This window comes from Akkermansia muciniphila (assembly GCF_002884975.1).
Lineage (GTDB): Bacteria > Verrucomicrobiota > Verrucomicrobiia > Verrucomicrobiales > Akkermansiaceae > Akkermansia > Akkermansia muciniphila_C.
Map to the genome: position 1 here is coordinate 1,013,342 of NZ_PJKB01000001.1, position 12,462 is coordinate 1,025,803.

Sequence of the window (12,462 nt, forward strand, 5' to 3'; positions counted from 1 at the left end):
CCGCACGGCATGATTCTGGCATTCAACAAACCTTACGGGGTCCTCTCCCAATTCACGCGGGAAGCGCCCCACCACCGGACACTGGCGGAATTCGGCTTTCCCTCCGGCGTGTATCCCGTCGGCAGGCTGGACGCGGATTCTGAAGGCCTGCTCCTTTTGTCTGATGAGAAAGCCCTGGTGGACCGCCTCCTGAACCCCGCCAACCGTCATCCCAGAACCTACTGGAGCCAGGTGGAAGGCATCCCATCCGCCGCGAACCTGCTCCCTCTGGAACGCGGCGGGCTCTCCATCCGGGGCTACCGCACGCTCCCCTGCCGGGTGAGCCTCATGAACCGGGAGCCGGACGTGCCGCCCCGGAATCCCCCCGTGCGCTACCGCGCCGCCATTCCCACCTCCTGGCTGGAACTGACTCTGGTGGAGGGTAAAAACCGCCAGGTGCGGCGCATGACCGCCGCCATCGGCTTTCCCACGCTCCGGCTTCTGCGCGCCGGGATAAGCGGGTTCCCGCTGGACGGACTGGAACCAGGCTCATGGAAGGAGCTGACTCCCCGTGAACGAAGGGAGCTCATGCCGTAATATAGGCTTGCTTATGGGCAGGGGGAGCCTTTATATGTCTTTCCGCATCAGGAGATCCTATCCAAACATTTTTACATGAAAGCCGAACTCGTCGAACAAGCCTCCAAAATCATTTCCGAGCCCCAGATGCTGATCAACGTGGTTTCCCGCCGCGTCGCCCAGCTCAATAATGGCCGCGCTCCCTTGGTTCCCACCACCCCCCACATGGGTAACGCGAACATTGCCCTGACGGAGATCGTTGAAGGCAAGCTCGTCTACCATGCAGAGTCAGACAGTCTCGAAGAAGGCAACCAGTAAAAAACCTCCTCTCCCTATTGCCGTTCCGGCCCGGATTTCCGCACGGAACATCCCATTTCAACCAGGCCCCGGCTCTTCCAGTCCGGGGCCTTTTCATCCCTCCCCCCCTCAACCATGAGTTCCGACATCTCCACCAACAAAAAAGCCCGCCGGGATTATGAAATCCTGGACACCTACGAATGCGGCATGGAGCTCAAGGGAACGGAGGTAAAATCCATCCGCTCCGGGAAGGTGAACATAGCGGATTCCTTCGCCAGGGTGGAAAACGGCCAGATGCTCCTGTACGGCTGTGACATCCAGCCGTGGGAAACCGCCGGAGAATTCTTCCAGCACCAGTCCCGCCGCCCGCGCCGCCTGCTGCTCCACAAACGGGAAATTTTCAAACTGGAACAACAGACCTCCCAGAAAGGGTGCTCCCTGGTAGCCCTGAAGCTGTACTGGAAAAACGGCAAGGTAAAGCTGGCTCTGGGCCTGGGCAAGGGCAAGACCCACCGCGACCAGCGCTATGACCTGAAAGCCCGCGTGGAAATGCGGGAAGCCCAGCGGGAAGTGGCGCGCATCAACCGCCGCTAATTCAAACGGCGTCTGAACGGTCCCCCTCTTTCCGGTGGCGTTCCTTACAGCTTCCAGTCTACAGGCAGTTCCACCGTACCGCCTTTCTTGTCATCATAACGGATGAAACCGTGCTCTGCCCCGTACCAGTGCACGTCCCGCGTCACCTTCACGTCAAAGCAGCAGTAGCGGGCAATCTCCATCAGTATATCCGTATTGCCCGTCTGCACGTACTCCGCCCACCACTTGAGGGCCTGGGTCCCTACGGCCGTTTTTGAAGAACCGATGGAAGCGGCCGCCACGGAATCCAGCTTGACGCGCACGCCTCCCCGCTGTTCGATGTCCTTGCAAAGGTCCAGATTGTTGGTGATGTCCACCATGTTCCACATCGTATAGCGCTGAAGCACGCCGTAGTCGAAATGCTCGTGATTGTACCCAACCACCAGGTCGGCCTGGCGGAGCTGAAGGATCAGGTCATCAATCATCTCCTCGGAATAAATCGTGTACTTGCCGGAGGCCGTGGAGTAAGTCACGCCCACGGAAACGCGCATGTCCGCCGTATTGTGCCAGCCGCCCACCTCCGCCGCGGAATGACGGGTTTCCAAGTCAAAATACACGATGTCTCTCATCGGAAGAAAACGTACATGATTTGCCACTTTTGGACAAGTCTCACTTGAACGGAAGGCGCGTTTGTGGTGAGAATAGGCGCATGCAGCCCCGTTTCCACATCGTCATGTTCCATCCGGAAATTCCGCATAACACGGGGGCGGCCGGGCGTCTGGCGCTGGCTACGGGGTCCAGGCTGCACCTGGTCAGGCCGCTGGGGTTCAGCCTGGATGAAAAGCACGTGCGCCGCACAGGCCTTGATTACTGGGCCAAAGTGGACCTCCGCGTATGGGAAAGCCTGGAGGAGCTCCAGCAGGCAGCGGACCCCGGCGCGCGATTCTGGTACCTGACCACGAAGGCGCGCCGCTCCCACTGGGATGCGGAACTCCGGGAGGGGGATTACCTTGTCTTCGGCCCGGAATCCCGCGGCCTGCCGGAAAGCCTGCTGAAAGAACATGCAGATACGGCCCTGACCATTCCCATGCCCGGGGAAGGCTCCCGCAGCCTGAACCTTTCTACCGCCGTAGCCATCGTCCTTTATGAAGGGCTGCGCCAGGCCGGCATTTAATACGTAAAACGGAAGGGCCTTCCTACTGCCGCGCCCCCCTGGCGGTCACGGGACATGAATACCCGGATCAGGAGGAAATGGAATCCGCGCCCTTCCGGCGCCAGGGGCGCACCAGGTAAAAGAGCACCAAGGCGGCCACGGCTCCGCAGGTATCGCAGAACATGTCCTTCTGGGCGTCCCAGATGTCTCCCTGGGAGCCGAGAAAGTCATTGGCGTCATTCCCGCCCACGATGACCGCGTACTGCCATTCAATGATCTCATAGGAAGCAGCTACAGCCATCACGAAGAAGAGCCCGAAAATCCCAGCAAGCACCTTCCCCGCATATTGCCTGCGCACCAGGTATTCCGCCACGGGGAAGGCATAAAACCCCACTGTAAAATGAGCCACGCGGTCAAAGGGGTTCCGGTGCGCTCCGACAAGTTCCCGGAACCATTCAAAGGGCACTTCCGCAAAAGTGTAATGCGCGCCCACCGTGTGGCACGCCAGCCAGAAAAACATCAGCGTATAGGACCAGTTGCTGAAACGGAATTTCCGGAATCCCGCCGCCAGGAAAACCACCACCAGTACCACGGGAATCACCTCCGCCACCCAGACGGAACGGGAGCTGGGGGAAATACCCAGAACAATGAACAACAGGGAGAATACGGACAGCAGGTAGAACGGATAGTTTTTCATGGGAGAGAAAGGGAGAGAGGATGATGCAAAAAAGGCGCCGGAGATAAACATCCAGCGCCTTTTCCGTTAAAAAACCTTGTTACCGCATATCAATAGTAGGAACAGGAATGCGGTCCTTGGGGCCCGTGTAGAGAGTCAGCGGCCTGTACAGCGTATTGTCCTCCATCTGTTCCAGCACCTGGGCCACCCAGCCGCAGCAGCGGGCAATGGAGAAAATGGCCGTGAACAGCCTGGTGGGAATGCCGATGCTGTAATAAACCGTGGCGGAATAAAAATCCACGTTCGCATTAAGACCCTTGCGCTCGCGGACCAGCTTGGCGATGCGTTCCGACATGCGGATCCACTTGGGTTCCCCTATTCTGGAAGAAAGGCGGATGGCCATGCGGCGCAGGTGCGGGGCGCGGGGGTCCAGCACGCGGTAAACGCGGTGCCCCATGCCCATGATCTTTTCCTTCCGCGCCAGCTTGTCCTCGATGTAGGAGTCCACCTTGTCCTCCGTGCCTATTTCCTTGAGCATTTCAATCACGCCTTCATTGGCGCCCCCGTGGAGCGGCCCCTTCAGCGTGCCGATGGCCGCCGTGATGGCGGAATACATGTCTGAAAGAGTGGCGATGCAGACACGCGCCGCAAAGGTGGAGGCGTTCATGCCGTGGTCCGCATGCAGGATGTAGGCCACGTCCAGAATATGGGCTTCATCCTGGTTAGGCTCCTCCCCTTTCAGCAGCCACAGGAAATGTTCCGACTCGCTCAAATCCTCCCGCACGGGCGGAAGGTCCAGCCCCTGGCACAAACGGTAGTAGTACGCCACCATCACAGGAACCTTGGCAATCAGGCTGAGGCCTATTTCCTTCAACTGGCCGGAGTCCTTCGTCCGGTCATCATACATGCCGAGCATGGAAACCGCCGTACGGAGGGCGGACATGGGCCGGGCGGATTTGGTCGCCGTTTTAAAGAAATCCAGAATGGGCTGGGGAAGGTCACGGTCGGAACGCAAACGCTTCTTGATGGCTTCCAGCTCCTGCCGGTTGGGCAGGCGCTTGTTGAGAAGCAGGTAAACCACTTCCTCAAAACAGCACATCTCCACCAGATCATCAATATCGTAGCCCAGATACAGCAACCGTCCTTCCTCACCGCGCACATCACTCAAGGCGGATTCATTGGCGATGATTCCTTTTAAACCTTTGGGATATGTGGGCTGTTGCGGAGAAGTGTCATTGGTCATGGTTAAAAATGCTACTAGTGATGAGGATTACCGATTAAAAGTCTAACAATCTTCCAGAAAGTCAAACCTTAATTACGCCTTCACAGCCCAGGCGGGGCGTTTGGCGCAAGTGATGTGGGGAGCCCTTACATACAGAGGTTCCGCCGGCCCCTTCAGAAATTCCTCCCGGCGGTCCGGGGCCAGGGCCAGCCATGCGGTCCCCAGCGCCTCCGCATCAGGAACTGCCGGAACGATGCCCGCCATCTCCCTGGCGTTCAGGGTTTCCGCCGTTTCCGTGGAATAAACGGGGATGCCGTTTTTCAGGCATTCCGCCACACGGGCACGCGCCTGTTCCGCGGGGAACACCTCCGGAGGAGCCATCAGAAAACCATGCTCCAGCCTGCCCCAGGTCCACCCGCCGCGCCGGGCGTCCGACATCACGAAAGCCTCATCATCATGAATGCCCAAACCATTCCAGGAGCTGAACGCCGCCACGCGGGAACCATGCACCAGGGAAAGACCGTCCGCCACGGCAAGCGCTACGCGGATTCCGCCGTAGGCGCCCGGACCGGAACCCACCGCTATTTCCTTCAGAAGCTGGCCTTCCAGGGAATCCAGCGCCTGCCGGACCGCCTCAAAAATGGCGGAGGAATGGTTGCGCTCAGCTCTCCAGTCCACGCGACACAGCAGTTCCTTTCCGTTCCATACCGCGGCGGAAGACAGCGCACAGGAAGTTTCCAGAACCAGCAGGGCATCTTGCATGCGGCGGATTATACAGAAAGTTCCGTCGCGCATAAAACATTTTTTCCTCCGGTTCCCGGAAGGAGCAAATTTGGTTCGCATTTCTCCAAAAGCCCCCTTATGCTGGTTCCGCACCTCCTCACCGCATGCCCAAGGCACCCAAACACACACCGCCCCGCCAGGATTGGCGCCGGTATGCAGAAACCGCCCGGAAGCCGCGCTCCACGGCAAGCCTCGGCGACATGATGAGGCAATGCAACCGTGACGCCTGGGACAAGACCTACCGCGCCCAGGTCTCCTCCGAATGCTGGGAGGATGAATGCCAGGAATTCACCTTCATGGACCTTCCGCGCAAAACCCGGTTCATCAGGCATGCGGTGGCCACCTTCCTTCTCCTCCCTCTGGCCCTGATTACGGCCATGTCCCTGTGCGACCAGCTGGCCCATGCCTCCGGCAGCCTCAACATCCTCTTCTCCATCCCCGTTTGGTATGCCCTGCTGGGAGCGTCCGTATGGGTGGTGCTGGGCAGCAGCAGGCTGTTCACCTCCTCCCTGCTGTACCTGTACGTGCTGGGCCATGAACTGACGCACGTGCTGGCGGTCCTTTGCAGCCGCGGCTCCGTCCATCGCTTCAAGGCGGACCTGGACGGGGGCTACATCCAGACGGATAAAAACAACCTGTTCATCTCCCTTTCCCCGTATTTCCTGCCTCTCTGGGCCATGCTGTGGGGGCTGGTATGGGGGGTGACGTACATCTTCTGGCCCACGGTTACCTGCCAGGCTCTGCTTTACTCCGGCCTGGGCTTCTGGTGGTGCTTCCACCTGTTCTGGACGGCATGGATCATCCCCAAGGACCAGCCGGACCTGGCGGACAACGGCACTTTCTTCTCCCTTATCCTGGTTTATTTTGCCAACCTGCTTCTGTTCCTGGTGCTGCTGCGCCTGTTCAACGCCGTAAGCCTTCACCGCTTTCTGGCGGACTGCGTCCAGAACGCGGAAAGGCTTTGGGATGCGCTCAGGGACCTCGCCATGCTGGCTGCCGGGCTGTTCCTGTGAAAAATATTCTTTTCCTTACCGGGAATGATGAACGGCAGAAGGTGGAAAGGAATCCAACCTTTCAGCAAAAAGGAGTTCCCATGCACACCGCACATTTGATTACCCTGACCATAGCAGCAATTTCCGTGATGGGCTGCAACCCCAAGGAAACCGTCAACGCCCTCACCTCGGATCAAAACGTCACCCAGCAAATGGCTGTGAGATTCGCGGAAAACATGGTCGGGCTACCGCGGGCTCTCGTCGTTTCAGACGCCAGAAAAGCGGCCCCGGGGGACAAGGTCACCGTCAAGGGGGCGGTGATTGGGGACGAGCCGGTCTTCTCAAAAAACATTGCCTCCTTCACCATTGGAGACCCGGCCCAGCTTCTGACCAACATGAAGGAACGGGGAGTGTGGTCCACCGGTACGGTACCGGTGGAAATACGGAAAAACAATACGATGACCGTCCAGTTTGTGGATGACCAGGGCCAGCCCATCAAACACTCCGCCAAAGGCGTGAACGGGCTGAAGGAACGTGACGCCGTCATCATTACCGGGACCATTGACCCCCATTCCACCCCGGAAAATCCGGTGCTGAACATTGAAAGCATCGTGGTGGAATAATACCTCTTCTGTGCCAAACCCTGATTCATGTCAAACGGTTCAGGCGTTTTGCGCCTGAACCGTTTTTCATACCAGGATGCGCGCATGGGATTTGATCCAGCATCTTTGGGAATGATAGCGCTGGCCGCCACGTCGGCGGCAGCGGGTGCGGCCTCCGCGTCCGCCCAGAAAAAAAGCGCGGACGCTACCGGAAAAGCAGCGGAGGCCAATGCCGCCACCCTCAGGAACGAGGCGGAGCTCCAGAAACAGACGGGCATGGAAAACGCCAAACGCATGCAGCAGGATGCCGCCCGGCAGATGGGTGAAGCCCGTCTGGACGCCGCCCAGTCCTCCCTGCTGAGGGAAGGTTCCGTACCTGTCACGGAACAGGCCCTGGCCACGCGCTTGCAAACCCGGATTCAGGATGAAGCCGCGCAAGCCATGAGAAACGCGCAGTCCCTGCATAACCGCGCAAACATGGAACAATACCTGGGCCGGGCCAACGCAAGAGCCCAGAAAACCGCGGCGGCAGGCACCCTGCTCTCAAGTTTTGCCCAGGGAGGCAATACCCTGCTGAAATGGTAATGCGGCCCCGCCGCAGCCGGAGGCAAATCAGCGGGAACGGGAATCCTGCCGGGGTTCCCTCTGCGGAGCCGGAAGGGCCGCGGGCATCACGCCGCCCACCCCTATTTTAATATCCACGGGAACCGGCCTGATGCGGGAAGGCCCCTGGTACAGCACAGCCACCTCCATGAACCTGGGCGCTCCCTTGAACAGGAAAGACTTGCCCCTGTCTTCATTGTGGGAATAGTCGCAGGTAAGAAGGGGTTTCAGCCTGTTGCCCTTCGTATCGTGAAACACAAAATCCTGCGCGCGGAACATATTCTCCGCATACACCTCGGAATAAATCATGAACTTCCACTCCTCCCCCGGTTCGTTCGCCGGGGCATGGCGCTTGCTCCCTTCCAGCCTGGTCACTTTCAGCGTCACCGTCTCCATCTGGGCCATGTCCGCTATCTCCACCCGGTTATTTTCCAGAGCCCTCCGTACGGCAATGGGGTCCGGCGCAGGAATGGACACGCCGCTCTTCTTCAACTCCACTTTTCCAAAATCCAGGGACTCCAATCCACGGCACAAAGGGAGAAAAAGAGTGCCGCTCACCTGGATCCAGCGCGCGCCGCGGGACGGAACATCCTTTAAATTAATGTGGATGGCCGCCTTCCTCAAGCGTTTGTCCCTGATCCGCTTCTCCTCCAGCCGGACGGAACGGACTCTCAGGCGGACGCCATTGGAATCAGTCACTGTGAGCTCCTGTTCAGGCTGCTCCGGAACCAGCATCTCCGGGCCGGGAAACACGCAGTACAGGTCAATATGCGTCTTGAGAAAATTAAAAGGCTCCCCCATCACCAGGGACATGGAAGACAGCCCGATGAACGGCTCCTTCAAACCGGTTCCGGCATAAGGGACGTTCTTCACGGGAATATCCGCACCCATCAGCACTCCTGCACAACAGCAGGCGGTTATAATAAACCTTTTCATCTACTTATTCCGGATTAGCAGCCGGGAAAGGCAAAACCTCCCAGGCCGATTTTCATATCCACAGGCACTTTGCGGAACATGCGCTTATTCCAGTAGGAGACCACCACGCGCACGGAACGGCTGCGGGGGGATACGCGGTAGCTGCTTCCCCACAACCGCATCTTCCTGCCCCGGCTGCTCAACGTGCCCTGGCCCTTCAGGGCCTGGCCGTTTTCATCCCTGACATGGAATGAGTTAAAATAAAAATCACTCTTCCCCTCTACCTGCAATTTCCAGAGTTCATAAGACTTTTTCAGGGTAAGGGCCACCTTGTCCTTCCGCGGCTTTTCAAGAGGCAGTTCCACCGTAGTCTCTTTCTCCTTCAAAGGAAGAACCACGGGAGAAAGCTCCACGAGGTCATCCGCAAAAGCACACAGCAGAAATCCCCGGATGCGGACCCACTCCGCACCGGGATCGGGACGCTGGATGGCCATGGTGATCCAGACGGGATCGCCATGCCCAACGCCAAATGCCCTGTCTGCATCAGCAGAAACCCTGTATATGTTCAGAACCTTCCCCGTTGAATCCGTACAGAAAAGCTCCTTCGGAACCTCTTCATAAAAAACGGGACCTCCCAACTGATCCTCATACGAGCACGAAAGCCCCACCAGCAACTGGGGAATAACTCTCTCCACAGAATCCTCAATCAGGACTCTCAGGAAAGACAAATTCAATACCGCCTCCCGGAGCAGCGGAACATCCGTTGACGCAGCAACAGGCGGGACGGCTGCGCACGCAAGCAGGAAACAGGCGGAAAAACAATTCATGGAGTTAGTTACGGAGGGAATCTAACAAACAATTCCGTCCATGCAAGAAAAATAATCATGGATACAATGGAATCTCTTCAATGAATTATTCTATTACAATCACATGTGCTTAAAAATCCATATTATTTCAAAATATATTGCAGCCTGCCCGTGCCCTTCACGGCATTTTCAAAAACCCCCACCCTTTTCCCCGGGTCTCTTCCCGCCTCTCCACTCCCATGGTGAAATGGGATTAGGTTCAGCCCATAATCCTTTTTTTCCGGCTCTGGCCTCTGATTCATAAGCGGCCAGCTCTCTGCTGGTTGATTTTTTGTAACGCCATGCCCACCCTTCCTTCACCATCTCATCATTCACGCGCGATACTCCGCACAGGACCAGCCCCAGGATGCGGCCATACTGGTCATCCCCGGTATATTGGACCGTAACCGTTTCTCCCCAAACAAGCTTTTCCAGATAAGCCTTTGCCTCTTTACATCCGGCCTGCCCGTATTCCGGAGCGTCAATCCCTTTAAGCTGCACCCGGTGCGTGCGCTTTCCTTCCGGAGCCTTCTCCAAAAGAATGACCGTGTCACCGTCAACGACATTGATGACAACTCCCCGGAGGGTTCCCGCATACACGGCACCCATACCCAGCAGAAACAGAAGTAACAATCTCATGAAAAAACATGTTAACATAATAACTTACCCAAACAATGACAAAAGGGCATCAATTTCCGCTAAATCAGGAATTTTCCCCCTCTGCCGAACCATGGGCTTTCCCCGCCATCTTCCATTCATCAAGCCATTCGCAAAAGTTTCTCCATGCGTGCATGTGTGTTGCACACTCCCGAACAGTGAAAATAGAAAGGGACATGGAAAGCCCGCCGAAGCTGCGCAGACAGGGAAACAGGCTGATGACCGGCATTGCCAAGGTACTGAACCGGAACGAAAAGAGATAAACAGCCGCTTCCACATCTCGAAAACGGTAAAGGGTACGGACCGCCCCTCCCATGCAAAGAATCAGAGGGGCGGTCCGCGTGTTATGCCCCGGCAGGCGCCGGGGAATTCAAGGTGGGAGGGATAACCTCAAGCGCCAGTTTGGGCGTGAACAGCTTGCTGTTTTTCGTAGGAAATTCCGCCTTGAGCAATGCCCAATCTCCAGCACCATGATCTCCTTTTTGCCATCCCGGTACTTGGCGAGACGCGCCCATACCTCCTCTGCCCGTAGATGGTGCGGAATTAATAGACGCAATCTCGTACATACCGTTAAGCTAACTGGTTGATCTTGATGACGGCCGCCTGGGCGTAGTGGTGGCCAGCAAATGCCCACACCTGGCGGGGTTCTCCGGTCGTGTTCGGAGCCAGCGTGAGGGTTATCTGGCCTCCTTCGGACGGTATCTGCTCGGAGGATTGGCTGCACCACACGGCGGCGGGGTCGTGGCCGCACATGGTGTCGTTGACGATGTACACAGCCTCCGCCAATGTTGACGATACAGTCAGCACCACCTCCCCGCCTGCCGCCGCCACCTCCAGCGTGGAGGCCGTCACCTCCGGCACGGGTTTGACCACAGCGTCACGCATCACCACGCGCTCCATGATTGGTGCGGCGTCGTTAATGCCCATGGATGGGTTGACGTCAATCCTCATTCCTCCCATCCTCAGACCCACCTGGCGGGTGCTGCGCACATCGTGTGCCTTGACCTTGGTCGTTACGGACGCCGTAACGCCCGTCCCAAGCCACGCAGAGGTCATGCGCATAACGTATGATCCATCAACATACAGACGCCATCCATTAACCACATAATTGTTATCATCCGCATGCCGCGGCGTCATGGCCACGGATAGATAGAGGATGCTTGGAACCAGGGCCCAAACGTAGTCAGACGCACCCACCTCCATTCCGTAATTGGTGCCCCGTATCAGGCATGACGTGCTGCTGCCCAGGTAGCCCTTGGGGTAAGTCGTCACCTGCCATGCAGGCCCCTGCTCCCGGATACCAGGATTATTGACGGCATTACCCAGCGGATACCTGTAATCAGCTCCGGACACATTGTAATCCGCCCAATGGATCGGGTGGGTATAACAAGATGCCGACGGGTCGGTGGTTGACCCGTACCCATGGGATGTGCTGCCCAACATGATAGATACTTGATCAGAGCCAGCAAAACGCCACGCAGTTGTAGTCGCGTACCCCGTGTTGCGGTAACATCCCATGTAATTGGCAAATACCCAGGGCGCTGTAGACCTGCCTGTCAGAGATATGCCAGATGCCGGAGTGATGGTGACTACGTGGTCACAAAGCTCATTGTTAAGGACACCCTCCTTGATGGATGTGTTAGGGGTTGCCGGATTGCCACTTGCCATCAGCTGCTGATGGCGGATCATGGCGGTTACCCAGGACGGCACCATGGTCTCCAAATAATAGGTCATGCACCCCCAATCCTTCACGGCCTGCTGCTCCAGCAATGCCTCATAAGACATAGCCTCCTGATATGTGGATGGCAGCGGCACGCGCACGCCGCCGGGAGCGGTGATAGTTCCAGCCACTGATAGCCCTCCGTCCAGCGTCATGCTGCCGGTTTCATCCGTCAGCTTGTCCTGTTTTCCGTTCCATATTTCACGTTCTTTCCCTGTTATGTGGGCTACGGCATCATTCTTGTGCGCGTCAAAGACAGACGCGTCGGTTTTTGTAGAAAGAGCGGAAACATCGGCTTTAGCGTTCCAGGCAGTGCGCTCGTCCTCCGTAACATGTATACTTTCATTTTCCGTATGCTCATTCAATTCATTCAGGGAGGCCATGAACGTTCCATTGATAGAAGTAATTTTATTCATGATTATTTTGTTATTTGTTGTGAAGTGGGTGAACAACGCCGTTGCCGCCCCGGCTACAGTGGGGAACTTCAATAATCCTGACGGGCGAAAAGCCTGCATCCTCCCGGCATTGACCGCTTCCACGGTCAAACGACCGCATTTCTGGATTCCGGGGATGCTTTCCCTTCCACCAAAGGTGAACTAATGTTCCGACCTGGCCGGGCCCAGGCTTGAAGCGCTTTCCATTTGCCGGATAAAACGGCAAGGCGTGATGCCACTTCATTGACAGTTTCCGCTAGTTCCTGGGGAATATCATCCTGTGTGAAGCGTCAGGGCTGAATGGAACCGTTGTTGTCCGGCCATCATCATGAAGATCTCAAGATGTTACCTTGCAGAAGCGGAAAATGTGCCTACCGATGTACCTTGGCATAGTAGCGCAAGATAACGCCACGCGGGCAGCAAGAAATAGAAAAG

17 protein-coding genes are annotated in these 12,462 nt (G+C 57.1%); 8 read left to right on the forward strand and 9 right to left on the reverse strand.

The window, feature by feature from the left end:
• Positions 1-9: 9 nt before the first annotated feature.
• The 3 genes from CXU21_RS04100 to smpB all read left to right on the forward strand — a co-directional run bounded on the left by CXU21_RS04100 (position 10) and on the right by smpB (position 1,446).
• Complete coding sequence (locus CXU21_RS04100) at positions 10-576, forward strand: pseudouridine synthase (RefSeq protein WP_102725144.1); 567 nt, start codon at positions 10-12, stop codon at positions 574-576.
• 75 nt (positions 577-651) lie between these two features.
• Positions 652-873, forward strand: a complete 222-nt coding sequence (locus CXU21_RS04105; protein ID WP_102714286.1) for a DNA-directed RNA polymerase subunit omega — start codon at positions 652-654, stop codon at positions 871-873.
• A gap of 114 nt (positions 874-987) precedes the next feature.
• Complete coding sequence (gene smpB / locus CXU21_RS04110; RefSeq protein WP_102714758.1) at positions 988-1,446, forward strand: SsrA-binding protein SmpB; 459 nt, start codon at positions 988-990, stop codon at positions 1,444-1,446.
• Positions 1,447-1,490: 44 nt separating this feature from the next.
• On the opposite strand, the gene CXU21_RS04115 is transcribed toward smpB, so the two are convergent.
• Positions 1,491-2,054, reverse strand: coding sequence for a ribonuclease H-like domain-containing protein (locus CXU21_RS04115; protein ID WP_102714288.1), 564 nt, complete (start codon positions 2,052-2,054; stop codon positions 1,491-1,493).
• Between the two features lie 80 nt (positions 2,055-2,134).
• Here CXU21_RS04115 and CXU21_RS04120 point away from each other — a divergent pair, with 80 nt between their 5' ends.
• Entirely contained in the window at positions 2,135-2,599 is a 465-nt protein-coding gene (locus CXU21_RS04120; protein ID WP_102725145.1) for a tRNA (cytidine(34)-2'-O)-methyltransferase, read from the forward strand.
• Between the two features lie 67 nt (positions 2,600-2,666).
• Here CXU21_RS04120 and CXU21_RS04125 read toward each other — a convergent pair whose 3' ends face one another.
• The 3 genes from CXU21_RS04125 to tsaB form a co-directional block, all read right to left on the reverse strand.
• Complete coding sequence (locus CXU21_RS04125) at positions 2,667-3,275, reverse strand: DUF2238 domain-containing protein (protein ID WP_102714760.1); 609 nt, start codon at positions 3,273-3,275, stop codon at positions 2,667-2,669.
• 79 nt (positions 3,276-3,354) lie between these two features.
• On the reverse strand, positions 3,355-4,497 hold the full coding sequence (locus CXU21_RS04130; RefSeq protein WP_102714292.1) for a citrate/2-methylcitrate synthase: 1,143 nt from the start codon (positions 4,495-4,497) through the stop codon (positions 3,355-3,357).
• Between the two features lie 72 nt (positions 4,498-4,569).
• The gene (gene tsaB / locus CXU21_RS04135) at positions 4,570-5,238 is read right to left on the reverse strand and encodes a tRNA (adenosine(37)-N6)-threonylcarbamoyltransferase complex dimerization subunit type 1 TsaB (RefSeq protein ID WP_180972626.1); all 669 of its coding nucleotides are present in this window, start codon (positions 5,236-5,238) and stop codon (positions 4,570-4,572) included.
• Positions 5,239-5,363: 125 nt separating this feature from the next.
• Here tsaB and CXU21_RS04140 point away from each other — a divergent pair, with 125 nt between their 5' ends.
• The 3 genes from CXU21_RS04140 to CXU21_RS04150 all read left to right on the forward strand — a co-directional run bounded on the left by CXU21_RS04140 (position 5,364) and on the right by CXU21_RS04150 (position 7,438).
• Complete coding sequence (locus tag CXU21_RS04140) at positions 5,364-6,272, forward strand: hypothetical protein (RefSeq protein ID WP_180972627.1); 909 nt, start codon at positions 5,364-5,366, stop codon at positions 6,270-6,272.
• Between the two features lie 80 nt (positions 6,273-6,352).
• Positions 6,353-6,874, forward strand: coding sequence for a hypothetical protein (locus CXU21_RS04145; RefSeq protein WP_146016705.1), 522 nt, complete (start codon positions 6,353-6,355; stop codon positions 6,872-6,874).
• 84 nt (positions 6,875-6,958) lie between these two features.
• Positions 6,959-7,438 (forward strand): hypothetical protein, encoded by a 480-nt coding sequence (locus CXU21_RS04150; RefSeq protein ID WP_146016706.1) that lies wholly within the window; start codon positions 6,959-6,961, stop codon positions 7,436-7,438.
• A 27-nt stretch (positions 7,439-7,465) separates the two neighbouring features.
• On the opposite strand, the gene CXU21_RS04155 is transcribed toward CXU21_RS04150, so the two are convergent.
• From CXU21_RS04155 to CXU21_RS12105, 5 genes are all read right to left on the reverse strand, one after another.
• Positions 7,466-8,392, reverse strand: a complete 927-nt coding sequence (locus CXU21_RS04155) for a hypothetical protein (RefSeq protein ID WP_146016944.1) — start codon at positions 8,390-8,392, stop codon at positions 7,466-7,468.
• 14 nt (positions 8,393-8,406) lie between these two features.
• On the reverse strand, positions 8,407-8,865 hold the full coding sequence (locus CXU21_RS04160; RefSeq protein ID WP_146016945.1) for a hypothetical protein: 459 nt from the start codon (positions 8,863-8,865) through the stop codon (positions 8,407-8,409).
• Positions 8,866-9,366: 501 nt separating this feature from the next.
• A complete protein-coding gene (locus CXU21_RS04165) occupies positions 9,367-9,855 on the reverse strand; it encodes a thermonuclease family protein (RefSeq protein ID WP_180972628.1) in 489 nt (162 codons plus the stop codon).
• 64 nt (positions 9,856-9,919) lie between these two features.
• The gene (locus tag CXU21_RS12330) at positions 9,920-10,150 is read right to left on the reverse strand and encodes a hypothetical protein (RefSeq protein WP_180972629.1); all 231 of its coding nucleotides are present in this window, start codon (positions 10,148-10,150) and stop codon (positions 9,920-9,922) included.
• Between the two features lie 293 nt (positions 10,151-10,443).
• Positions 10,444-11,316, reverse strand: coding sequence for a BACON domain-containing protein (locus CXU21_RS12105; protein ID WP_180972630.1), 873 nt, complete (start codon positions 11,314-11,316; stop codon positions 10,444-10,446).
• A gap of 691 nt (positions 11,317-12,007) precedes the next feature.
• On the opposite strand from CXU21_RS12105, the gene CXU21_RS12110 reads away from it, so the two are divergent.
• The gene (locus CXU21_RS12110; RefSeq protein WP_180972631.1) at positions 12,008-12,193 is read left to right on the forward strand and encodes a hypothetical protein; all 186 of its coding nucleotides are present in this window, start codon (positions 12,008-12,010) and stop codon (positions 12,191-12,193) included.
• Positions 12,194-12,462: the final 269 nt, after the last annotated feature.